Origin of the sequence: Ruegeria sp. SCSIO 43209 (genome assembly GCF_019904295.1) — a bacterium.
Taxonomy (GTDB): domain Bacteria; phylum Pseudomonadota; class Alphaproteobacteria; order Rhodobacterales; family Rhodobacteraceae; genus Ruegeria.
Genome location: NZ_CP065362.1, coordinates 342,469 through 365,852 on the forward strand (window position 1 = coordinate 342,469; position 23,384 = coordinate 365,852).

General features: G+C 55.9%; 21 protein-coding genes. 11 read left to right on the top strand and 10 right to left on the bottom strand.

What is annotated here, in order from left to right:
- Nucleotides 1-2: 2 nt before the first annotated feature.
- Nucleotides 3-1,583 (bottom strand): FMN-binding glutamate synthase family protein, encoded by a 1,581-nt coding sequence (locus I5192_RS20965; protein WP_223118472.1) that lies wholly within the window; start codon nucleotides 1,581-1,583, stop codon nucleotides 3-5.
- A 216-nt stretch (nucleotides 1,584-1,799) separates the two neighbouring features.
- Here I5192_RS20965 and I5192_RS20970 point away from each other — a divergent pair, with 216 nt between their 5' ends.
- Nucleotides 1,800-2,207 (top strand): CrcB family protein, encoded by a 408-nt coding sequence (locus tag I5192_RS20970; protein ID WP_255612218.1) that lies wholly within the window; start codon nucleotides 1,800-1,802, stop codon nucleotides 2,205-2,207.
- The gene (locus I5192_RS20975) at nucleotides 2,204-2,566 is read left to right on the top strand and encodes a CrcB family protein (RefSeq protein WP_170465759.1); all 363 of its coding nucleotides are present in this window, start codon (nucleotides 2,204-2,206) and stop codon (nucleotides 2,564-2,566) included. The genes I5192_RS20970 and I5192_RS20975 overlap by 4 nt, the downstream gene beginning before the upstream one ends.
- Here I5192_RS20975 and I5192_RS20980 read toward each other — a convergent pair.
- Genes I5192_RS20980 through I5192_RS21005 form a run of 6 tightly spaced genes read right to left on the bottom strand, consistent with a single transcriptional unit; the run spans nucleotide 2,563 to nucleotide 9,087 of the window.
- Nucleotides 2,563-4,080 (bottom strand): DHA2 family efflux MFS transporter permease subunit, encoded by a 1,518-nt coding sequence (locus I5192_RS20980; RefSeq protein WP_170596162.1) that lies wholly within the window; start codon nucleotides 4,078-4,080, stop codon nucleotides 2,563-2,565. The two genes, I5192_RS20975 and I5192_RS20980, sit on opposite strands and share 4 nt — an antisense overlap.
- Complete coding sequence (locus I5192_RS20985) at nucleotides 4,077-5,054, bottom strand: HlyD family secretion protein (RefSeq protein ID WP_170663498.1); 978 nt, start codon at nucleotides 5,052-5,054, stop codon at nucleotides 4,077-4,079. The genes I5192_RS20980 and I5192_RS20985 overlap by 4 nt, the downstream gene beginning before the upstream one ends.
- 35 nt (nucleotides 5,055-5,089) lie before the next feature.
- Complete coding sequence (locus tag I5192_RS20990) at nucleotides 5,090-5,416, bottom strand: cytochrome o ubiquinol/quinol oxidase subunit IV (RefSeq protein WP_255612219.1); 327 nt, start codon at nucleotides 5,414-5,416, stop codon at nucleotides 5,090-5,092.
- Entirely contained in the window at nucleotides 5,409-6,041 is a 633-nt protein-coding gene (locus tag I5192_RS20995) for a cytochrome c oxidase subunit 3 (protein ID WP_170394501.1), read from the bottom strand. The genes I5192_RS20990 and I5192_RS20995 overlap by 8 nt, the downstream gene beginning before the upstream one ends.
- Nucleotides 6,038-8,128, bottom strand: a complete 2,091-nt coding sequence (locus tag I5192_RS21000; RefSeq protein WP_223118473.1) for a cbb3-type cytochrome c oxidase subunit I — start codon at nucleotides 8,126-8,128, stop codon at nucleotides 6,038-6,040. The genes I5192_RS20995 and I5192_RS21000 overlap by 4 nt, the downstream gene beginning before the upstream one ends.
- Complete coding sequence (locus tag I5192_RS21005) at nucleotides 8,125-9,087, bottom strand: cytochrome ubiquinol oxidase subunit II (RefSeq protein WP_170407810.1); 963 nt, start codon at nucleotides 9,085-9,087, stop codon at nucleotides 8,125-8,127. Before I5192_RS21005 ends, I5192_RS21000 begins: the two co-directional genes overlap by 4 nt.
- Before the next feature lie 132 nt (nucleotides 9,088-9,219).
- Here I5192_RS21005 and I5192_RS21010 point away from each other — a divergent pair, with 132 nt between their 5' ends.
- The 8 genes from I5192_RS21010 (at nucleotide 9,220) to I5192_RS21045 (ending at nucleotide 20,118) form a co-directional block, all read left to right on the top strand.
- On the top strand, nucleotides 9,220-10,455 hold the full coding sequence (locus tag I5192_RS21010; RefSeq protein ID WP_223118474.1) for a lytic murein transglycosylase: 1,236 nt from the start codon (nucleotides 9,220-9,222) through the stop codon (nucleotides 10,453-10,455).
- Between the two features lie 391 nt (nucleotides 10,456-10,846).
- On the top strand, nucleotides 10,847-12,475 hold the full coding sequence (locus tag I5192_RS21015; RefSeq protein WP_170407804.1) for a peptide ABC transporter substrate-binding protein: 1,629 nt from the start codon (nucleotides 10,847-10,849) through the stop codon (nucleotides 12,473-12,475).
- Nucleotides 12,476-12,541: 66 nt separating this feature from the next.
- Nucleotides 12,542-13,465 carry an oligopeptide ABC transporter permease OppB gene (gene oppB, locus I5192_RS21020; RefSeq protein WP_170422826.1) on the top strand — a complete coding sequence of 308 codons (924 nt, stop codon included), beginning with the start codon at nucleotides 12,542-12,544 and terminating at the stop codon, nucleotides 13,463-13,465.
- A gap of 10 nt (nucleotides 13,466-13,475) precedes the next feature.
- Entirely contained in the window at nucleotides 13,476-14,405 is a 930-nt protein-coding gene (locus I5192_RS21025) for an ABC transporter permease subunit (protein WP_170732730.1), read from the top strand.
- Nucleotide 14,406: 1 nt separating this feature from the next.
- Entirely contained in the window at nucleotides 14,407-16,212 is a 1,806-nt protein-coding gene (locus tag I5192_RS21030) for an ABC transporter ATP-binding protein (RefSeq protein ID WP_223118475.1), read from the top strand.
- Nucleotides 16,213-16,458: 246 nt separating this feature from the next.
- Nucleotides 16,459-17,352, top strand: coding sequence for a UTP--glucose-1-phosphate uridylyltransferase GalU (gene galU, locus I5192_RS21035; RefSeq protein WP_170394477.1), 894 nt, complete (start codon nucleotides 16,459-16,461; stop codon nucleotides 17,350-17,352).
- Between the two features lie 77 nt (nucleotides 17,353-17,429).
- Complete coding sequence (locus I5192_RS21040) at nucleotides 17,430-18,860, top strand: mannose-1-phosphate guanylyltransferase/mannose-6-phosphate isomerase (protein ID WP_223118671.1); 1,431 nt, start codon at nucleotides 17,430-17,432, stop codon at nucleotides 18,858-18,860.
- 181 nt (nucleotides 18,861-19,041) lie between these two features.
- Nucleotides 19,042-20,118 (top strand): DUF2793 domain-containing protein, encoded by a 1,077-nt coding sequence (locus tag I5192_RS21045; RefSeq protein WP_170646939.1) that lies wholly within the window; start codon nucleotides 19,042-19,044, stop codon nucleotides 20,116-20,118.
- A gap of 171 nt (nucleotides 20,119-20,289) precedes the next feature.
- Here I5192_RS21045 and I5192_RS21050 read toward each other — a convergent pair whose 3' ends face one another.
- The 3 genes from I5192_RS21050 to I5192_RS21060 are packed head-to-tail and all read right to left on the bottom strand — an operon-like array spanning nucleotide 20,290 to nucleotide 22,687.
- Nucleotides 20,290-21,369 (bottom strand): helix-turn-helix domain-containing protein, encoded by a 1,080-nt coding sequence (locus I5192_RS21050; RefSeq protein WP_223118476.1) that lies wholly within the window; start codon nucleotides 21,367-21,369, stop codon nucleotides 20,290-20,292.
- Nucleotides 21,370-21,428: 59 nt separating this feature from the next.
- On the bottom strand, nucleotides 21,429-22,166 hold the full coding sequence (locus I5192_RS21055) for a hypothetical protein (RefSeq protein ID WP_223118477.1): 738 nt from the start codon (nucleotides 22,164-22,166) through the stop codon (nucleotides 21,429-21,431).
- On the bottom strand, nucleotides 22,163-22,687 hold the full coding sequence (locus tag I5192_RS21060) for an RNA polymerase sigma factor (protein WP_255612221.1): 525 nt from the start codon (nucleotides 22,685-22,687) through the stop codon (nucleotides 22,163-22,165). Before I5192_RS21060 ends, I5192_RS21055 begins: the two co-directional genes overlap by 4 nt.
- Nucleotides 22,688-22,785: 98 nt before the next feature.
- On the opposite strand from I5192_RS21060, the gene I5192_RS21065 reads away from it, so the two are divergent.
- Nucleotides 22,786-23,367 (top strand): YceI family protein, encoded by a 582-nt coding sequence (locus I5192_RS21065; protein ID WP_170561540.1) that lies wholly within the window; start codon nucleotides 22,786-22,788, stop codon nucleotides 23,365-23,367.
- The last annotated feature ends 17 nt before the right edge of the window (nucleotides 23,368-23,384 follow it).

Below are 23,384 nucleotides of genomic sequence, written 5' to 3' on the forward strand. Positions count from 1 at the left end.
CGCTAGAACTGGCTCGCTGAGGCGACTTGCCAGTCAGCGGCGAACTCTTCGGGGATGGTCTTGCCCAACAGAGAGCCGTCATCCAGAAAGCTATATAGCTCGGCATAAGACCGCTCTCGTTCATCCGCATTTCGGCGCCGGATGTCAGCAGGGCGCAGGTCGGAAACTTTTGCTTTGCCCATAGCCCCTAATATCTCGCGGAAACTTTCAAGCGTCGCGTCATGAAACCGATGTACGCGCTGTCGTTTCTGTGGCACATTCACCGCCCGACCACGGATCGGATCTTGCGTTGCCACCCCCGAAGGGCACCTGTTGGTGTTGCAATGCAGCGCCTGAATGCACCCCACCGCAAACATCATCGCCCGCGCCGCGTTACACATATCCGCACCCAAAGCGAATTTCTCGACCATATCGAACCCAGTGGCCACTTTGCCCGAACAGATCACCCGCACCTTGTCGCGGACTCCAATACCGCGCAGACAGTTGTTTACAAAGATCAGTGCCTCGTTAAGCGGCATCCCCAATCGGTTGGTGAACTCGACCGGGGCAGCGCCAGTGCCCCCTTCCGCGCCGTCCACCGTGATGAAGTCAGGCAGAATCTCAGTTTCCAACATCGCTTTGCAAATCGCCATAAACTCGGATCGACGACCGATGCAGAGTTTGAAGCCCACGGGCTTGCCACCTGACATCTCTCGCAGATGCTGAACGAAATGCATCAATCCAGTCGGTCCATCAAAGGCCGAATGAATAGGTGGGGAAATCACATCCTGATGTACTGGAACCCCACGAATCTCGGCGATTTCTTCATCCACCTTTGCTGCCGGTAGGACCCCGCCATGAGACGGCTTCGCCCCTTGCGACAATTTGATCTCGATCGCTTTGACGACATCTTTCTTGGCCTTTTCGGCAAACAGGTCCTTATCGAACCCACCATCAGGCGTGCGGCATCCAAAATATCCTGTTCCGATTTGCCAGATGACGTCTCCACCTTCTGCCAGATGGTGGGGGGACAGTCCGCCTTCGCCCGTGTTATGCGCAAAACCCCCATCTTTTGCACCACCGTTCAAAGCACGGATTGCGTTGGCGCTGAGTGCACCGAAACTCATTGCTGATACGTTCAGGCGCGACGCATTGTAGGGTTTGTCGCACTGAGGGCCGCCCAGTATCACCCGTTCTTCGCTCTCTTCGACGTGCTTGGGGGATAGCGAGTGATCAGCGCGGTGATAACCTACCGTCATGATATCGTACTGAGTGCCAAACGCCTGAGTATCCACCTGCCCCTTGGCGCGGGAATAGACCAGACTGCGGATGATCCGATTATAGGGCCGCCCGCTTTCATTGGTTTCAACGAAATACTGCCGGATTTCAGGGCTGACAAACTCCAACATATATCGGAAGTGACCCAGTACCGGGTAGTTGTTCAGCACATTATGCTTTGTTGTCAGCATATCGTAGAGACCGACAACCGCATAGGGGATCAGTATGATCAGCAACCAGTGGGCGGGTGGCCAGAAAAAACCCCAAAGCAAAGTCAAAGGCAAGCAGACATAGCTGAGGAAATAGTAAAGCCTGCGAACAATCATTTCCTATCTCCCTGAGTAGCGCTGTGACAGCGTGACCTTGAATGGACATTGGGTCCATGACCCTGCTCTTCATCCAGAACGTGGAACAAATTGACCTGTTTGCGCAAGCCCTTGCTAATCAAACAAAGATAACGGTTGGGTTAGCGAGGCCGGTTGAACCAAGCAAAAGCAGTCTGTATGCAAAATGAAACGCTGGTCAGAGCAGGATCAACCGCAGTGTCGAAAACAGCGCCTGTATTCGGGCATCGCGCCCTGATGTATACAGCCGTCTTTGTGGGGGGTGCTGCAGGGTCGTTGCTGCGCGAGCTATTTTCGCTGGAGATCCCCGGCGCTCCGTTCCTGACCGCGACTTTCGGCATCAATGTTGCGGCCTGTTTCGTTCTAGGTTGGCTCTATGCCATTCGAAATCGTGTCCACGCCCACGTCCTGCATCTAGGGGCCGTTGGATTTTGCGGTGGGCTATCGACGTTTTCCTCATTCGTCGCCGAGCTGGAAAGACTGGCAGAAACCGGGAATTGGTTTGTGGTTATCGCCGTAAGCGCGGAGATCGCATTTGGTCTTACGGCGGCGGTTCTTGGGGAAGCGCTGGGTCGGCGGCATCATTCCCGGGAAACATCGGAATGACGACCTTGTATCTGCATGCCATGTTCGCATTGGGCGGAGGATTGGGGGCTGTACTGCGGCATTGGCTGGCGCTTCGGGTGACGCATGATCTGCCGTACTCGACCCTGATCGTGAATGTTCTGGGCAGCCTTCTGCTGGGTCTATGGATTGGTTATCTGGGTGGCTCTGCGGAAATGGGCGAAGAGGAAAAACGCCTTGTATTCGGGTTCTGCGGCGGCTTCACCACATTCTCAAGCTTCGCCTATCAATCGCTGCAATTGCACCGTGAACGGACGATCGTATTTGCCGCCGGGAACATCGCTCTCAGCCTAGCATTGTGCTGGTTCGCGCTATGGCTGGGCCTTGTTCTGACGCGCTAGTGAACGGGTGCTGCAGCCCTTTGGTCGGGCCTGGGCGCGCGGCAGAAGAACAACAGTGGGATCGTGGCCAACGCCAGCAGTCCAAGATTGTTGAATACAGTAAGGTACGAGATCATCTCGGCCTGCCGTGCGATCTCTTGCCCCAGAATGGCGGCGCCCTGAGCGCTATCGGGTGTCAGCCCCAGCGGCGCAAGATAAGCCTGTGCAGCAGGATTGTAGGGTGTCACATTCTGGCTGAGCACTGCCGTATTGGTTTGCAGGCCTCGCACGACCCAAGTCCCCACTAATGAAATACCTACCGAAGAGCCAAGCTGCCTGGTGACGTTGAATAGGCCCGAGGCCTCATCCTGCCTTGATTTACTGATGCTCTCGAATGCCAGAATAGACATCGGCACAAACACCAGCCCCATCCCCAGACCACTGACAAAGCCCGGCCAAGCCAGTTGCCAGAAACCGGCGTCGAGGTTGAGCGTGCCCAACATGAAATTCCCCAGTGCTGTCAACAGCATCCCTAACCCGGCTAAAACTCGTGGATCAAACCGGGTGACCAGTACGGCCCCGGTCAGCACCATCGATGCACCTGCGGCGATCCCGCGCGGTATGAACAAATGACCGGATTCGATCACGGGGTAATCGAGCAGGCTTTGCACAAAGGTTGGCAGTATGGCGATCCCGCCAAACAATGAGATCGCGAACCCCGCTATCACTAAGTTGCACAGGGCAAAGTTGCGATCCGCAAAAAGGCGCAAATCAACGACAGAATGCCGGGATGTCAGAGAATGGACGATGAACCCCAGCGCCCCAAGAACCGAAGCGATCAGCGCCAGCTGTATCATCCTCGATGACAGCCAGTCCTTGGTCTCACCTTGGTCAAGAATGAATTGAAGGCATCCAATGCCAACTGCCAGCAGCGCCAGGCCTTTCCAGTCGATGCGCACCTCTTCGGTTTTGTCGTCCGGCAACTCGCCCGCCAAAAGCAGCAGGGCCATGGCGGCGACCGGAAGGTTGACGAAAAACACCATTCGCCACGAAAAATACTCAGTCAGGACTGCACCTACAGTTGGGCCCAACACCGGTGCGACCACCACGCCCAAGCCAAAGACCGCCATGGCCTGTCCCCGTTTTTCACGCGGAAAGGCATCAAACAGGATGGACTGCGATAACGGGATCAGGAACGCGCCGAACATCCCCTGCGCCAGGCGGAACGCGACGATAGTCTGAAGACTCCATGACAGGCCGCACATGACAGACATTGTGGCAAAACCCGTGACCGCAGTCAGGATCAGCCTGCGCCGCCCGACCCGACGCGCGACAAACCCGGTCAGCGGCATGACCACAACGGCTGAGACGATATAGCTGGTTAAGATCCATGTCGCCTGATCGGTTGTGGCCCCAAAAGCCGCCTGAATATGCGGCAACGCAACATTGACGATGGTACTGTCCAGAACTTCGAGAATAGCGCTGAGCACGACGGCCACGACAATCACGCGATTGATGTGGCCGGCATCAGTCATTGGCTGGTTCCGGTTGTATCCACCGTAACTTTGCTGCTGCCTCCAACACGCAGCGGGGCGTCGGTTGGATCAAGCTCGATCCGCACCGCAAACCGTCGAGTGACCTTGACCCAGTTGCCGCTGGAGTTTTCGGACGGCAACAACGAAAACGTATCGCCCGAGCCTCGACCGATCGACGCAACCTTGCCGGTCAGGGTCGTGTCTGGAAGCATATCCACCTGCACTGTGACCGGCTGACCGGGTCGGATGCGTGGCAGTGATGTTTCCTTGAAATTTGCATCGACCCACCAGTCAGACGACTCGACAATGGAAAACTGCGGCGCATTGGCCGAGACAGACGACCCTGGCCGCAGTGTCAGATTTGCGATCCAGCCATCGGCCGCGGCATAGACCTTGGTCCAGACAAGATCGGCCTGCGCGATTTCCAACGCAGCCTGTGAGGACAACACATTGTCCTGCCGGGCCGCGAGACCACTTTGCAATGCGGAAAGCTCGGACCGGCTGGTGGTCAACCGGGCCGAAGCCTGTGCGAATTCGGATGTAGTTTGGTCCAGCGAGGCCTGCGCGAGGTCCCCGTCCGAAAACAAAGCTCGGGCGCGTTCAAGATTGCTCTGAGCCGTTTCGTAGAACGAGTTGGCGCTTTCGACAGCGGCCTGTGCAGCGGTGATCTGGTTCGAGAAGGAGTCAGCCTGCTGAATGGCACTGTCCAGATTAGCTTTGGCCTGATCGACCGAGGCTTGGAACTGTGTCGGATCAATCGAGAACAGCAAATCGCCTGCATTGACCGGCTGGTTTTCGACCACCGCAACGTCTGAAACCTGCCCGGTCACCTGTGCGGCCACATAGATGATATTCGCGCCGATATAGGCGTCTTTTGTTGACGGATACCGCTCTTCATGCCGCCAGAAAAGGAACAATCCAACAGCAATCGTGACCAGGATCCCTGCGGCGGCAATTGCCTTGAATGACTTCATAAGCAGCTTCCTTTTTGGTGCCTAAGCGAGCGACCTCACATCACCTGCATATGCATGCGCATGGCCAGATTGCCCAGAATCCAAACTGTCCCGCCGATGATAATCAGCAGAACAAGTGTCGAGAACAGAACCAGGTCCAGATCCTCTCGGCTGCTGCGGCGGCGGTCGATGTGTAGAAAATAGATCAGTTGAACAACCAGTTGTGCCAACCCCAGAAGGCCTATGGTCATATAGACGCCTGGTGTTTCAATACCGAAATGATAGGCGATCACAAATACCACCAGCGTGAGCAGCAGTGACCCACCATAGCCAATCACGTAACGCCGCCGTTCGCGGTGATGCATCTCGGATCGTTTATCCATAGGCCAGCCCTCCGAAATACACGATGGTTATTATGCCGATCCAGATAAGATCGAGGAAATGCCAGAATAGCGCCAACCGCACCATACGCGACATCAGCAGATCGGTCAGCCCGAACATACGCAGCTGAATACCCAGCACGATTAGCCACAGACACCCGGCTGCAACATGCAAGCCGTGGAGCGGTACGAGACCATAGAAGGCCGACAAAAACCCGCTACGCTGTGGGATACCGCCTTGGGCTGCCATGTTCATGAAATCACGGATTTCCAAAACCAGAAAACTGAGCCCCAGCAACAGAGTCACTCCGAACCACAGCACGATCCGTGCCCGAGGCAGGTTGTATTTCAGCGCCAACATCGCCAGCCCGACGGTCAAACTGCTGGTCAGCAGAATGAGAGTCTGGGCAAAGATGCTTTTCAGGTCGAACAGCTCATGCGGGCCTGGACCGCCGGCCTGCGCGTCTATCATGGTGATATAGATCGCGAACATCAGGCCGAAATAGACCAGATCGCTCATCAGGAAGACCCAGAAGCCGAAAGTGACGACCTCGGTCGCCTTGTGGGCGCTGGCGTGGTCCTCGCCGAGGTTTATCCCCGGATAGCTGTGCTTGGGTGCGCGCCTCATGTCACGGCCTCCATATCCGGGCGGGCGAGGCCGCAATTTTCCGGTGTACTTTCATGATCGCGATCCACAGCGGCGGTGCTGTGGACCAGCGCCAACCACGCCTCGTGTTCTTTGCGGACCTCTTCGGCGGGGATTATGACCTCGGTGCTGGTGTCGAAACTCCAGATGATAATGGCGAGGATCATCGCGATGGTCATCAGTGCTGCCAGCCACCAGATCCACCAGACCAGAGAGAACATCCAGATGCCACTGAGCACGCAGAGGATAAACCCGATGCCGGTGTTGCGCGGCATCTCGATATCTTCGTAGGCCGCGGGTGCAGGATAGGCTTGTCCGCGCTCCTTAGCTGCAGCAAAGTCATCGCGGTCACTAACCTGCGGAATAATAGCGAAGTTGTAGGGTGGCGGCGGAGACGGGATCGACCATTCCAGCGTGCGCCCGTCCCAAGGATCACCGACCGGTGCGCGGGTCTGTTCTCGGTCGCGTATACTGACCCACAATTGGACCAGGATCGAAAGCAACCCGCAAGTAATCACTAGCGATCCTATGGCGGCGGTGATCATGTAGGGGTGAAAGCTGGGATCCTCCCAACTGAACGACCGGCGGGGCATGCCCATCAGACCAACGAAGTAGAGCGGCATGAAGGTCAGCAGAAACCCAACCGTCCAGCAGAAAACCGAAACGCGGCCCCAGAACTCGTTTAGACGGAACCCAAAGGCCTTTGGGAACCAGTAGTTATAGCCGGCGAGCAACCCGAACAGCACACCTGGTAGCAACGCGTTGTGGAAATGCGCAACCAGAAACAGCGTATTATGGACCTGATAGTCGACGGTTGGATTGGCAAGAACCACTCCGCTGAGGCCGCCGATGACGAACAACATCAAGAACGCAAGGCCATAAAGCATCGGGACCGAGAATCGAATGCGCCCACGGTACAGAGTCGCCATCCAGTCATAGACCTTTACCCCGGTCGGAATGGCGATCAGCATCGTGGCAATCCCGAACACCGCGTTGATCAGAGCGCTTTGCCCCATGGTGAAGAAATGATGCAACCAAACCGTGAAGGACATGACCGCAATCGACATTGTTGCGATGACCAGTGAGTTGTAACCATAGAGACGCTTGGCCGAAAAGGTGGCAAAGACTTCGGAATAGATACCATATGCAGGCAGGACCAACAGGTAGACCTCAGGGTGACCAAACAGCCAGAACAGGTTGGCATAGTTCATCATGTTGCCGCCAAGGTCATTGGTGAAGAAGTGGAAATCGAGATATCGGTCAGCGGCCAGCAACAATGCAGCTACGCCAAGGGGGGGCATGGCAAAGATGATCAGAATCGAGCTGCAGATTATCGTCCAGCAATACATGGGCAACCGCATGAACTTCATCCCCGGCGCACGCAGCTTGTAGATCGTGACGGCAAAGTTGATGCCAGTCAGTGTTGTGCCCACGCCAGAGACCACGATGGCCCAAATCCAGTAATCCGGCCCAACGCCGGGATTAAAAGCTGCTCCGGTATAGGGTGGATACGCGGTCCAGCCACCGGTCGAGAACTCTCCGACCACCAGCGAGACCATCAGCATCAGCCCGGCCGATACGGTCAGACCAAGCCCGATCTGGTTCATCACCGGAAAGGCCACGTCGCGCGCGCCTATCATGAGTGGAATTATGTAATTAGCGACGCCAAAGACAAAAGGTACCGCGACGAAGAACACCATTATGGTGCCATGAGTGCTAAACAGTTCCGCGAAATGCTCGGGTTCCAGAAATCCGTCCCCCGGTCCCGCCGCCTGTTGGGCCCGCATCACTACGCCTTCCAGGACGCCCCGCGCTAGCATGACGATGGCGAAGACAATGTACATGATGCCGATCTTCTTGTGATCAGCGCTGGTCAGCCAATCGCGCCAGAGCGGGCCCCACAACCGGAACCACGTCAGGATGCCAATCACTACCACTACGCCCACGATCACAATGGCAGCAGCAGCGTTTGCAATGATCTCATTTGCGCCAGGATTCTGGATCAGTCCAGCGATGGGAAATGCATCCCAGCTCAGGCGACCGAAGAAACCGGTCTCGGCATTTGTCATTGGCTTGCCTCCTGCCCGTATTCAGCCGTTCCGGGTTGCTGATCCAACTGCAGAGGCTCTCCGCTGTGATAACGACGCAGGATCGAATGGAACAGGTCGCCCTCTTCCAGCGTGAAATAAAGCGCATTCAGCGGCATGAGTTCGGTGCCCAATGCTGCCTGCACCTCATCCCGATCCGTACGCATCGCCAACGTTCGATAAGTGCTTTCGGTCAACGGTATGCCATGCGCTTTTACGCTGGCGACCCATGCCTGAAAATCCTCGGGCTGCATGGCTTGCGCCAGGAATTTCTGCTTTGTGAATCCTCGGCCATTATACTGTGTGTTCTCGCCTTGCATCGTTTCAGGCGAGTCTGCCACCAGGTGTAGCCGAGTCGTCATCCCCGGCATGGCATAGATTTGCCCCGCCAGCGCCGGGATCATGAACGACTGCATCACCGTGTCTGTGGTCAGCGTCATCGCAACTTGCTGTTTGATCGGTATGCCCAGTTCTCCCACCGTTGCGATGCCATGATCTGGATAGATGAACAGCCATTTCCAATCGAGGCCAACCACCTGCACATTTAGGGCAGGCTCCTCTCCAAAAGGGGCGGAATAAGGGTCAAGACGATGTGTCGCTTTCCAGAGATAGAAAGACAGGATCATCACGATCACGACCGGGACGCCCCACATCAGAAATTCAAGCTTCGCCGAAAAATCCCAATGCGGCGTGTATGCAGCATTTCCACCCTTACGTCGGCGATAACGCAGGGCAATCAGCGGCACCAGAGCCAGAACCGGTATCACAGCGATCAGGATAAGAGCCGTCGCGCGCAAAAGGTGTGTCTTTTGCACCGCTGCAATCGGGCCTTGGGGGTCCATGAAGCTATCACTCGCCCCGGCAGACTCAGCCGTCAACAACAGAGCAACAAAGATCACCAAGGCTGGCACAGCGACTGAATGTATCCGAGACAAGGTCACACCTGATGATCCTCTTGCGGCGGGGTTTCCCGGCAACTATCGGCAGAGTCACGGATTTTCTCAAGAACTTTTCCAAAATCACCCTGCGGCGCCGCTGTTGACATGAGGTCAAGCGCGCGCGAGACCAATCATATGCGTTTGGTTCTTGCTATAGTCTCCCTGGTTTGTCTTGCCGCCCCCTCGGCAGCGCAAGATCGCGCTGAGGTTGAACGTCAGTTCCAGAACTGGCTGCAACAAGCCATATGGCCTCAGGCAAAAGCAAAGGGCGTTTCGAAACGCACATTCCAAAGTGCCTTTGACGGGGTAACACTAAACTGGGACCTTCCTGACTTGGTTCCGCCGGGCAGCTCTAAAAAGACACCCAAGCAACAACGGCAGGCCGAGTTCGGCTCACCTGGTCGTTATTTTAATGCCGGATCAGTTCAGGGTGCCACCTCCGTCGGTCGCAAGATGGCTAGGCGCCATGCGGGTACACTGGCGCGTGTCGAGGCAGAAACCGGTGTACCCGTCCGTATCATACTGGCCATCTGGGGCCGCGAAAGCGGATACGGACAAGTCCCGATCCGCCATAATGCGTTTCAGGTGCTGGGCACCAAAGGGTTTATGAGTACGCGTGCCGAGTATTTCACGGCTGAACTGATTGCTGCGCTACAGATCGCTGAATCCGGTCACGGCCAAGGCCACGCACTGAAAAGCAGTTGGGCGGGTGCCTTGGGGCAGCCTCAGTTCATGCCCACAAATTTTCTGACTTACGCGCGCGATGGCGATGGCGATGGCCGAACTGATATCTGGGGCTCAGCCTCGGACACGATTGCATCGATCGGCGCGTATCTTGACGAGCACGGATGGGTGACAGGCCGCGACTGGGGGTTCGAAGTTATCCTACCCACGACCGTTTCTTGCGCGTTGGAGGGCCCTGATCAGGGGCGGTTGATCCGCGATTGGGTCGCCATGGGCGTAAATCGCGTTTCCGGCAAACCTTTTCCTGCACATGAACTTGATGCCGAGGGCTATCTTATGATGCCTGCCGGTCGTAGCGGTCCGGCCTTTATCGTAACGCCCAATTTCTATGTCCTCAAAGACTATAACACCAGCGACCTTTATGCGCTGTTTGTGGGACATGTCGGTGATCGCATCCAATACGGAGTTGGCGATTTTCGGGGTCGTTGGGGCGATGTCGGCAATCTCTATCGTTCAGATGTCGCCAGCATGCAGCAGGTGCTTGTTCAACAGGGTCATGACGTCGGTGGCGTCGATGGCCTGCCCGGATACAAAACCCGACGCTCGATCGGGCGCTGGCAAGAGGCTTCTGGAAGCACACCAACCTGCTTCCCCGATGCCTCATTGAAGGCCGTTCTGAAGCCGTAGCAGCGTACTGATTCGCCATTTACGAGCATCAATGCGAACACATTCACCCACGGTGATATGTTGAGCTTCACGAAAATGTCACTGCCACGAAGTGTTTCAAAATAAAATTTTAACACCTCCGCCGGCTGCGGTTCTAATCAGCCTTTGTGGTCTTCACCCACCGCAAAACCCTTTACCTTTGCTTCAAAACTGACAGGTTCATGGGCAGTGAAAGATAGCTTTCGCATTCGGATCTCCGACATTGCCTGATGCATGAATGCCGAAATTATCGATCTTGGCACGATCTAGATCAAGGTAAAGTCCAGACAATTGCCGGAGACAAAATGGCAGACAAGCGCCCACCGCGAATGCGGTTTGGACGTTCGAAACCATACAAAATGGGAGTAAACACATGAACAAAATAATCAGAACCTCTTTGGCAGGACTGTTGTCCTCGACCATCATTACCGGTGCTGCAATTGCTGCCGGTACACATCCCGAAACCGGAGAAGCCCTGGCCGACGATCAGACCTTCACCTATCGGATTCTCGATGAACACAGCTCGGTCGACCCGCAAGTCGTAGAAGATGTGTCGGGTGCAGAAATTGTTCGCGATCTGTTTGAAGGCCTGATGAATCAGGATGAGGACGGTAACCTGGTTCCTGGTGTCGCCACCGAATTCTCGGTCAACGATACCAAGGACGTTTACACCTTTACCCTGCGCGATGAAGCGAAGTGGTCGAATGGTGATCCGGTGACCGCAGGTGACTTTGTGTATGCCTGGAAGCGCGCCGTCGATCCCGAACTGTCGTCGCCCTATGCGTGGTTCATGGAACTGATGTCGATCGAAAACGCTGCCGAGATCATCGCGGGCGAAAAACCGGTAGATGAGTTGGGTGTCAAAGCCATCGACGACAAAACGCTGGAAGTCCGCCTGAGCGCCCCCCTTCCCTATTTCCCGCAGATGACCACACATTCGACAACCTTCCCGGCACCGCAGAAAGTGATCGAAGAATTTGGTGACGCCTGGACCAAACCGGAAAACATCGTCTCGAACGGCGCTTATGTTCTGACCGAGCACCTGCCGCAGGAACGCTCGGTACGTGAACGCAACACCGCCTATTGGGACAACGATAACACCATCATCGACAAGGTCGTGGCGCTGGTCATCAATGATGAAAACGTCGCCCTGACCCGCTATTTGGCTGGCGAACTGGACCGCACCGAAATTCCAGCCGGCCAGTACCCACGTCTGAAGGAAGAGCACCCTGTAGAAGCCATCAGCTTCCCACGCCTGTGCAACTATTATTACACCTTCAACCTATCTGATGGTGGCCCCGAGGCTTTCAAGGACCCGAACGTCCGCCAAGCCCTGTCACTGGCCGTTGATCGTGCGATTATCACCGAAAAAGTGATGGCAGGCGGTCAGCCCGAAGCCTACACTTTCGCCCCCGAAGCAACCGCAGGCTTCACCGTACCGGCCGTTGAAATGGCATCCATGTCCCAAGCCGAACGCGACGAGTTGGCGAAGGAGCTACTAGCAGAAGCAGGTTATGGGCCTGACAACCCTCTGAGCTTCCAGATGGTTTATAACACCGCGGAAAACCACAAGAAGGTCGCCGTTGCGCTGAGCCAGATGTGGAAGCAGAAGCTTGGCGTGAACGCCGAACTGGCAAATATGGAGTGGAAAGTCTTCCTCGAGGAGCGCGGCAACCAAAACTTTGAGCTGGCACGTGGTGCTTGGTGCGGAGACTATAACGAAGCGTCGACCTTCCTGGACCTGCTGCAGTCGGACTCGGGCTATAATGACGGCAAATATGCCAACGCGCGCGTTGATGAGCTGCTGGCCGAGGCCAAAACCTCGGACGATCCGGCTCCGCTTTACACCGAAGTTGAACGCATCATCGCCCAAGAAACGCCTGTGATCCCGATCTATCACTACGCAGGCGTCTATATGATGGACAGCGATGTAGGCAACTGGCCGGTGAACAACGTCGAGCAGAACTGGTACTCGAAGAACCTCTACAAGCTCGCTGAATAATCGTCTTTGAACCACGCCCTGCCCCGGAAACATCCGGGGCAGGGCCAATAAACACGGGGGCATGAAATGCTTGCCTACAGTTTAAAGCGGCTGCTGGTCGCTATTCCGACGATCCTGTTATTGATCGTCGCCTGCTTTTTCCTCATGCACATCGCGCCTGGCGGGCCATTCACCTCGGAACGGCCATTGCCGCCGCAGGTTCTGGCCAATATCGAGGCGCGCTATGGATTGGACCAACCGTTGTGGAAACAGCTTTGGGACTATCTGTATAACATCGTGGTGCATTTCGATTTCGGACCGTCCTTCAAATTCAAGGATCGGGATGTGAACGACATCATCGCACAGGGTTTCCCGATTTCGCTGACCTATGGTTCGTTGTCTTTCCTGGTGGCAACTTCCGTTGGCGTCGCGCTGGGAATTGCCGCTGCAATCAAACACAATAGCTGGATTGATTACTTTGCGGTGGGTCTGGGTATTGCCGCTCAGGCGCTTCCTAACTTCATCATGGGGCCGATCCTGATCCTGACCTTTACCCTGTGGCTGGGGTGGCTGCCGGGTGGCGGCTGGCATGGCGGTCAATGGCAGTATCTGGTGATGCCGGTGATTGCGTTGGCGACCTCCTACATGGGATCGATCGCAAGGATTACGCGGTCATCGATGCTGGAGGTTCTGAACTCGAACTTCATTCGAACTGCACGGGCCAAGGGATTGCCGACAAGAACCGTGATCTGGCGCCATGCGCTTAAGCCGACATTGCTTCCCGTGGTCTCGTACCTCGGGCCGGTTTTTGTCTACGTTCTGACCGGTTCGGTTTTTGTCGACATCTATTTCTCAACCGGCGGTCTGGGGCAGGCCTATGTCGGCTCGGCTTTGTCTCGCGACTATGCTGTGCTGCTGGGGGTCACCATCCTTTACGGCGCGTTGACCGTGGTTGTGAATCTTCTGACCGACCTGGCTTATGCCTGGTTCGATCCGAAAATCCGTTACTGAGGGGCAGGCAATGCTTGGAAAATCACAAAAAGCCGCCCATCTGGCCGAGGAAATCACTGATTACACGGTCATTCAGGGGCGCTCGCTTTGGCAGGACGCACGGATACGTTTTGTCCGCAACAAGGCCGCTATGGCCAGCGTTTTCATTCTGGGTCTGATCGTGTTGTTCACGATTGTTGGCCCTTACTTCGCAGTCTGGAACAATGAAGAGATCGACTGGAACGTCATGGGGGACGTGCGCGGCATGGGTATGCCGTCCATGGAAACCGGACACTTTTTCGGCGTCGATGATCTGGGGCGCGACCTATACAGCCGTGTCATTCAGGCCACCACCACATCGCTGCTGGTCGGTTTGATCGGGGCCGCGACCGCTCTGATCGTCGGCACCTGCTATGGCATCACCGCTGGATATATTGGCGGGCGCACCGACAGTGCCATGATGCGGTTCGTGGACATCCTGCTTGCAATTCCGGCAACACTGATCATCATTTTGCTGCTTGTCGTGGCGGGAAGATCCTTTTTCATGCTGTTCATCGCCTTGGGCGCTGTTGGTTGGCTGACGATGGCACGGATTGTTCGGGGGCAAACCCTGACCCTGAAGAACCGCGAATTTATCGAAGCCGCGCGCGCCGCCGGTGTCAGCGAATTTACCATCATGTACCGTCACATTCTGCCCAACCTGTTGGGCGTTGTGATCGTGTACGCTTCGTTACTGGTGCCTGAGATGATCCTGACCGAAAGCTTCATCTCGTTCCTCGGCCTCGGAATCTCAGAACCCTACACATCTTTGGGCCGCCTGATCGCCGAAGGTGCTGGCACCATGGCGTATGGTACGCTCTGGCAGCTGATGTTCCCACTTACTTTTTATGTCGCCATCATCATCACCATGTTTTTCATCGGTGACGGGCTTCGCGACGCTCTGGACCCGAAGGATCGCTGATATGAGTCTGTTTTCCGTGAAGGACCTGAGCGTCCGATTTGATACACCCGACGGCGTGGTTGAAGCTGTAAAGGGCATCAGTTTCGACATTAATCCCGGCGAATGTCTGGGCATCGTCGGCGAAAGTGGCTCGGGCAAAAGCCAGACGTTCATGGCAGCGATGGGGCTGTTGCCCTCCGCTGGCCATGCGTCTGGTTCTGCTTTGCTGAATGGTCAGGAGATCCTGAATCTACCTGTGAACAAAATCAACAAGATTCGTGGCTCAGACGTCGGCATGATTTTTCAGGATCCGCTGACCGCCCTGACCCCACATCTGCGGGTCGGCCAGCAGATGCGCGAAGTGCTACAGGTTCACGAAGGTTTGCAAGGCTCGGCTGCCCGCCAACGTTGCCTTGACTGGCTGAATCGCGTTCGCATCCCCGAAGCGAAACGGCGGCTGGATCAATATCCACATGAATTGTCTGGTGGCATGCGTCAGCGTGTGATGATCGCCATGTCGATGCTGTGTAATCCCAAACTTTTGATCGCGGATGAGCCGACTACTGCGTTGGATGTGACCGTTCAGGCCGACATTTTGGACCTGATGGTACGGTTGCAAAAGGATGAAGGTACGGCCATAGCTCTGATCACCCATGACATGGGCGTTGTTGCGCGCATGTGCGACAATATTCAAGTCATGCGTATGGGTGAGTTTGTCGAGGCCGGTGACACGCGCGAAGTCTTTCGTTCTCCTCAGCATGATTATACCCGAACGCTACTTGAGGCTATGCCGCGAATTGATGCGGGCGATGCTCCGAAAGCTCTTACGCAGACGGAAGAACCGTTACTGAAAGTGGATGACGTCAAGGTGCATTTCCCGATCCATGTCTCGGGTGGTCTTTTTGGGCACAAGGTACCCCTAAAAGCCGTTGATGGCGTGAGTTTCGACATCCGAAAGGGCGAGACCCTGGGTGTTGTTGGAGAATCCGGCTGTGGCAAATCCACGCTGGCCCGGGCTGTGCTGCAATTGATCGAACCCAGCGCGGGTAATGTCAGCTGGCTGGGGCATCCGATCGTCGGGCTGAAACGGGCCGAGTTGAACAAGTACCGCAAGGACCTGCAGATCGTGTTTCAGGACCCGCTGGCGAGCCTTGATCCACGGATGACGATCTCGGCCTCGATCGCAGAACCGCTGAAAACCTATCGCCCGGATCTGACCGAGCGGGAACGCAAAGAGCTGGTCGCAGAGATGATGGAGCGTGTTGGCTTGAAGGCCAACATGATCAACCGGTATCCGCACGAGCTGTCCGGGGGGCAAAACCAGCGTGTTGGAATCGCGCGTGCCATGATCAACAAACCAAAACTGATTATCTGTGACGAGGCAGTTTCTGCGCTGGATGTGTCCATTCAAGCCCAGATCGTACGATTGTTGCGTGAACTGCAACAAGAGTTTGGCCTATCGATGATCTTCATCAGCCACGATTTGTCTGTGGTACGCGCGGTTTCGAACCGGATCATGGTTCTATATCTGGGCCGCATCGTTGAATTGGGCGATGGTGAAGTGATCTGTTCCGAACCGAAACATCCTTACACTCAGTCCCTGATCTCGGCGGTTCCGATCCCTGATCCGGATGTCGAGCGCAGCCGCCAAAGGCTTAAACTACCGGGAGAATTGCCTTCTCCCATGGATCCGAAAGCAGCTTTGCGCTTTTTGCCCAGCAGATTGTCTATGGGTGAGACCGACTATGTACCTCAACTCAGTGAGATTGCCCCGGATCACTTCGTCGCCGAACACGATCCGCTTGAGGCGATTATGGCCAATGCATAAGCTTACGCGCCCGATCCAATCTATCGGGCGCGTTTTAAACTTTATTGAACAAGTGATTAGTGGATTGGTTCGGTGATCCCGCTTTCGGTCGTGTTTCGTTTTGACTCTGCCCTTAAGTTAATGGCAGATTCCAGCGAACCCGTAACAGACCAGCCGGGTGTGATTGATTGGTAGGATTTTAGATTATATGTGGGGGCTCCGGCATCACCGAGAGTCGTCGGCAATATATAGAATTAGTGAGGTAATATGGTACGCAAAGTCACCAAGGCGATATTTCCCGTAGCGGGAATGGGCACTCGGTTTCTTCCGGCGACAAAGTCGGTGCCAAAGGAAATCATGACATTGGTTGATCGTCCGCTGGTCCAATATGCCATCGACGAAGCGCGTGCGGCCGGGATCACTGAATTCATCTTCGTGACATCGCGCGGAAAATCAGCACTTGAGGACTATTTCGATCACAATCTCGTGCTGGAGCAGGACCTCAAGTCTAAGGGCAAAGACGAACTGCTTGAAGTCTTGAACGCAACCAATATGGAAAGCGGAGCGATTGCCTATATCCGTCAACACAAGGCTTTGGGATTGGGGCATGCGGTCTGGTGCGCCCGTCGACTGATCGGGGATGAACCCTTTGCCGTGATGCTGCCCGACGATGTGATTGCCGCCGACAAACCCTGCCTACAGCAGATGGTCGAAGCCTATGAGGAAACCGGCGGCAACATGGTCGCCGCGATGGAAGTTCCCAACGAAAAAACCAGCTCCTACGGTATTCTGGATACCGGCCAGAATGTTGGAACGGTTGTCCGTGCCAAAGGAATGGTGGAAAAACCGAGACCAGAGGACGCGCCATCCAATCTTGCGGTGATCGGTCGTTACATCTTAGGTCCTTCGGTTCTGTACAATCTGAACCAGAAAAAGAAGGGAAGTGGCGGCGAAATCCAACTGACCGACGCAATTGCTGAGGATATTGGCAATGGTGTCCCTGTCTTTGGCTACAAGTTTGACGGACAGCGGTTCGATTGTGGTTCAAAGGCTGGCTTTCTGCAGGCAACGGTCTCGTTCGCATTGGCTCGCGATGATCTGCGCGACGACCTGAACCAATATCTGCATGAAGTCGTGGCCTCTGATCGGGCCGCGCAGTAGGCCTAGTTGTGTCAGCTATTCCGATTTCAATTCAATAGTTTAAGCTAAAAGGTTCAGAAGGGGCAGGCACCGTGAGCATGGTCTATCCTGTAATTTTATGTGGCGGATCCGGCACTCGGCTTTGGCCGTTGTCGCGTAAAAGCTACCCCAAACAGTTTGTTCCGCTGATTGGTGAAACCAGCCTGCTGCAGCAATGTGCCGAGCGGTTGAAAGGCCCGACCGACACGCCTTACGCCAAACCTCTGATCCTGACCAACGAGGCTTTCCGCTTTGTTGTCCCTGAACAATTAATGGCCATCGGAGTCGATCCGGGTCCGATCTTGATCGAACCCGAAGGACGCAATACTGCACCTGCAGTGCTGGCCGCTGCCCTGCACCTTTCATCCACTGACCCCGACGCGATGATGCTGGTGGCCGCGTCGGATCACGTCATTCCAGACAGTGCGGCCTTTCATGCGGCCGTCGCCGAAGGGGTCCGCACAATAGCCGAGCGTGGAGATCTGGTGACGTTTGGGATCACACCCGACCGACCCGAAACCGGATATGGCTACCTTAAGCTCGCCCAAGCACCGGACTCGTCAGGCGTTTCTGTGCAACTTGACCGGTTCGTTGAAAAACCCGATCTTGAAAACGCCAGGGCAATGGTGGCTGAAGGGAGTTATCTTTGGAACTCGGGCATCTTTTTGTTCGCGGTCCGAGATATCCTTGAGGCTTTCGACCAGCATGCACATGATCTAATTGCGCCCGTTCAGAAGGCGGTTGAGCATGCACAGTGTGATCTGGGCTTCCTGCGGTTAGATCCCGAGGCCTGGGCGACAGTTCAGGACATCTCTATCGACTATGCGGTTATGGAGAAGGCCGACAATCTCAGCGTTGTCCCTTATGCCGCCGGGTGGTCAGACGTGGGCAGCTGGTCTGCCGTACAAGAGCTGAGCAACCCCGATACAGACGGCGTTGCAACTGCCGGCGAAGTGACCGCCATAGATTGTCGCAACGTGCTGGTGCGTTCTGAATCGCCCGCGCAAGAAGTTGTTGCAATGGGGTTAGAGAACGTAATCACCGTGGCTATGCCTGACGCGGTTTTGGTCGCCAGCATGGACCGGGCGCAAGACGTCAAGCAGGCCGTCGCAGCATTGAAGGCAAAAGGCGCCAAGCAGGCGGAAGCATTGCCCGTTGATCATCGCCCTTGGGGATGGTTCGAAAGCCTCGTCATCGGCGATCGGTTTCAGGTCAAACGCATTCACGTCCATCCCGGCGCTTCGCTGAGCTTGCAATCGCATCACCATCGGTCCGAGCATTGGATTGTCGTGGAAGGCACCGCCGAGGTGACTATTGACGACAAGGTACAGCTCGTGTCTGAGAATGAATCCGTCTATGTGCCGCTCGGGGCCGTGCACCGGATGATAAACCCAGGCAAAGTGCCAATGGTTCTTATCGAGGTGCAGACCGGGACCTATTTGGGTGAAGATGACATTATTCGCTACGAAGATGTCTACGCGCGTGACTGAGATCTGATTTCAAGAACTGATCCAAGTTTTGGGGCATCTGCAAGGCAGATGTCTCCATATTTCTGAGACCAAATCTTAAAAATTCGAAACCTGGGCGTTCGGCTGGGTCAGGCGGGATTTACGCACATCACGGCAGTGTGGCGCGCAATCATCATCGGACCGACACCACAGGAGGATGCCCATGCCACAGAACTCTCCCCGTCTAAATCTGCCCTATCTGCAACCCGCGCAGGCCCAAAAACATGTGACCCATAACGAAGCGCTGCGTGCGCTAGATCTGGTGGTGCAGCTAAGCGTTGCGTCCGTTAACGCGACTATCCCACCAGCTGCTCCTGATCAGGGTGAAACCTATGCATTGGGCACGTCTCCGACCGCAGCATGGTCCGGACAGGATGGAAAACTGGCGGCTTGGTTGGACAACGGGTGGCATTTCTTGACGCCCGACATGGGCTGGCGGGCTTGGGATCAAAATGCAGGGCTGTTGAAAGTCTGGGACGGGTCGGCGTGGATCGACCCGCCGGTCAATACACAGAACCTTTCCGGGATCGGCATCGCAACCGGATCAGACAGCACAAACCGTCTGGCCGTACGTAGCCCTGCCACCTTGTTGACGCATGAGGGCGCTGGCCACCAACTCAAGATCAACAAGGCTGGTGCCGGTGATACTGCCTCGCTGCTGTTTCAATCGAACTGGACCGGCCATGCCGAAATGGGCCTATCCGGCGATACAAATTTTTCAATCAAGGTCTCGCAGGATGGCGGAAGCTGGGTCGATGCTTTGCGGTTTGACGCCACAACCGGAACAGCCAGCGGAGCGGCTGTGCAAAGCAGCGCCGATGACACCACCTCGGGTCGCCTGATGCGGGCAGATTACGGGTACGGACCGGGCAATGTGCTGGGCACCGTATCCGAAAGCAGCGGCGTACCCAGCGGAGCGGTGATCGAGAGGGGCGGCAATGCAAATGGTGACTATACGCGCTTTGCTGACGGAACCCAGATTTGCACCGCCGTTCTAAGTGCGGTGGCCTGCACGACTGCAACTGGTAGTATGTTCGCCAGCGGTACCGCCAATTGGGATTTCCCTATTGCCTTTGCTGACAGCAGTTCTCCCGCTCTCAGCGGGAACGGCGGCGGTATTGGCCGATTTATGGGGTTTGACGCACCTTCAGAAACTCAAGCGACGTATCAGGTGATGGCTCCATCCTTGGACGCTACCAGTATAGCGCCAACAGTGATCGCAGTCGGTCGTTGGTACTGAATAAAGACCGTTCGGGCCATCGCCCGGACGGTTATCGTTCTTGCAAATTGGTTTCTGACCGATCCAGACAACACGCAAAGATCTGTCTTATCCTGTACCAAGATCGATACCAGGAACCCAGCTAACAACCCTATCATTTCACTCTTTGTGAAAGCGACAGATCAATGCCAGTTACAAGGCCGCCGTCCATACGCGATATCGACCCTGCCCGGTTACTTCGCGGATCAGCCCCCTATCGCTGAATTTGTCCAGATTTCGCTGTGCCGCTGCACGCGAGGCATGGGTCAGTTCTTCGGCCAGCGGGGCGGAAACCATCGGCCAAGCCGCCAATGCATCGATCAGCACGGGTGGGGTTCGACCGCTTAGGTCCGAAATGGCGTCGCGGGCGCGCCCTTCCCAAGCGCTGATCCGGTCCAAATGCAGCAAAGCCGCAAGTGAGGCCTGGCCTGCCCCCTGAATCCAGGCCGAAAGTTTCTCGTCCAACGATCCTGCCCCCCGCAATGCACCTGGGCCCGACAGAGAAAGCGGCATGAACAATGCGCAACCTCGACCCATCGCGGCGGCATGGCGGGCCGCGATGACCGCGGCCTCGGTATCCTGTCCGATGCCAGGAGACAACGCGCGCCACGCGTGAAATCCGATGGCGGCCTGGGTAACCGGGTGCAAACCGGCGACATTTCGCATGGTTTCCGCCAGATCAATCACTGCTTCGGGTGTATCTTCGAAACCTTGGGCCTGACGGTCTAGAAAAGCGGTCAGCCCCGCATCCCAGCCGCCCTCTGATGGCGCAGCACCCGACGACAGCCGCCTCACTGCCCATCCCGCCCGATACAAAGCCTGCACATCATCACCGGTTGCTCCAATCCGCAAACCGGTCCAAAGCGCAAGGCGGTCGACGCTGATCCGATCGCCCGTCCACCAGCCCAGATCCGAGACCTCCATCAGGGCCAGACGGTGACCCCACCCCTTGGGACCCGCGCGCAAACGTTCATCCAGAGCTCCAAATGTGACGGCCAGATCGGCCAGTTCAGCCGATAACTCGGATTGGGCCGCACGCCAGTCCCTTGGGTCAAACAGCAAACGCTGGTCCGGTCTCGGTACAGAGGGCAGAAATTCTCCCGGGTCTTCTTCGCCGTCGGGCGGAAGGAACCACAAATCGTCGTCTTCCGGCGGATCGGCGTCATAGATGCTGCGCGGCCCTTTTTCCAAGGCCTCATCATCCGGGTCCGGTATCTGAGGGTTCGGCTTCATGTCGGGTATTCTTCGGGCATTTACCGCGGTTCACAAGTGGTTTTGCGGATTCTTGTCGCTCAGCCTGAGAACGCCTCGGTCAAAACACTTAGTTCTCCACTCAGGTCTGTTTGCGCATCTCCACCCAACAGCATATAGCCGTAGCCATCATTCGCCCATGTCGCTGTCGCAAGACCACTGAGCACCGCAAGGTTCACATCCTTGACCGGTGCTCCCGCGCCTTGCCGGATCACACAAAACGCCACCGGATTGCCCTGGGCGTCAGCAAAGACCACCTGCACCAAGGGTTTACCTTTGAACGACAGCACCTGAGCTCGTTTCAAATCAAGGCCCGGCAGATTTTCCAACACGTCCCGGTTCAGTGAACGACCCAACTGAGCCTCGGCCTGAACAAACTGCGCGTCCAGGGTTTGCTGAGAATTGTCCAGATCGGCAATCGTGTCCGGTGAATAAAGCGATTGATAGATCGCAGCCTGCTCCGCCCAGCCCAATGCCTGTGGTCGCGTGGCCCAGAATGTTGCAGACGCAGCAATAACAGCAACTGAGGCTGCGACCGTCAGCAAACGGAGCGGTCCGGCATTGGATTGTTGAGCGCTCGGAATGGGCAGATCGATCGAAGGTGCCTCAGTTGGAATGCCTTCAAAAGCCTGCTGCACAACCTGGGCAAATGGGTCGAGCGCCATGAGACGGTGTTCGAGTGCAGAATCCTCGGCCACCGCGTCTTCGATGGCGCGGGCTTCGGCCTCATCGAGGCTGCCTTCCAGATAGGCCAGAAGTGTTTCGTCGGAAAACTTCATTTGCCACTCCGTTGCACGGTGTCAGCCGCATCGTGCTGCATAACGGTCTTCAGTTTCTGCCGGGCATTGGAAAGCCGGCTCATGATTGTGCCGATGGGTACGTCCAGCATATCCGCAGCTTCGCGGTAGCTGTAGCCTTCGACAAACACAAGCATCACCGTTTCACGTTGCGCCTCTGGCAGCTGCATCACTTGAGTAAACACCTGAGCGGCGAAAATATTCGTTTCTGAATCAGGCCCTGTCGCGACTAATTCCGCCTCGGGCGTGACTGAAAGCGCCTGCGCCTTTCTTACGGATCGCGCCCGTATCTCGTTCAGCCAGATTGAACGGCAGATCGTCATCAGCCAACTGTCCAGCCGTTCATACGAGGTGACCTGGTGGTGCTTCTCCAACGCACGCAATGCCGTCGCCTGCAACAGATCATCCGCAACGTCCGACGCACCCGACAAAGCCAGCCCAAACCGCCAGACCCGTTTCGAGTGGGTCTGGATCGCGCCGCGCACGGCTTGTTCAGTGCTCATCTCAACACTCATCGAATAAAACGCGACCTGTGTGTGTTTGCTTTGACATGGGACCGGGCCCGCTTGGTCAGAACTGTCATACATCCTGGAGGAAAGAAATGAAACTTCTGTTCAAAACAATCACGATTGCGTCGGCTATTATTGCAGGCCCGGGTCTGGCTGCAGATTGGACACTAAACCCGGATGCGTCTCATCTGGCTTATGGAACGGTCAAGATCGATGATGTTGGAGAGGTCAATTCTTTCACCAACCTTTCGGGTCATGTCAGCGAAGATGGCAAGGTTAATATCGATATCGATCTGTCGTCGGTCGAAACGAATATCGAAATCCGTAACGAACGGATGATCGAGTATGTGTTTCGCAAGGCCGCGACCGCGACATTGAGCGCGAACATTGATATGGACCAAGTGTCGAAACTGGATGTGGGGGCCAGTAACACGATTGAGGTGGATGCGAAGCTGGCTCTGGCGGGGACCGAGGTGGAATTCTACACCGATATGTTTGTCCTGCGTGTGGCCGAAGATACCGTCATGGTTTCAACCAACGACATGGTGTTCATCAGCACCGAGGATGCGGGCGTTTCGGCAGGCGTAGACAAGCTGATGGAGTTGGCGCAACTACCCAGCATCACCCGCACCGTACCGGTGACCGCACGATTGATGTTCAGTCTCGAAGGTTGAAACCAAAGAATAGTACT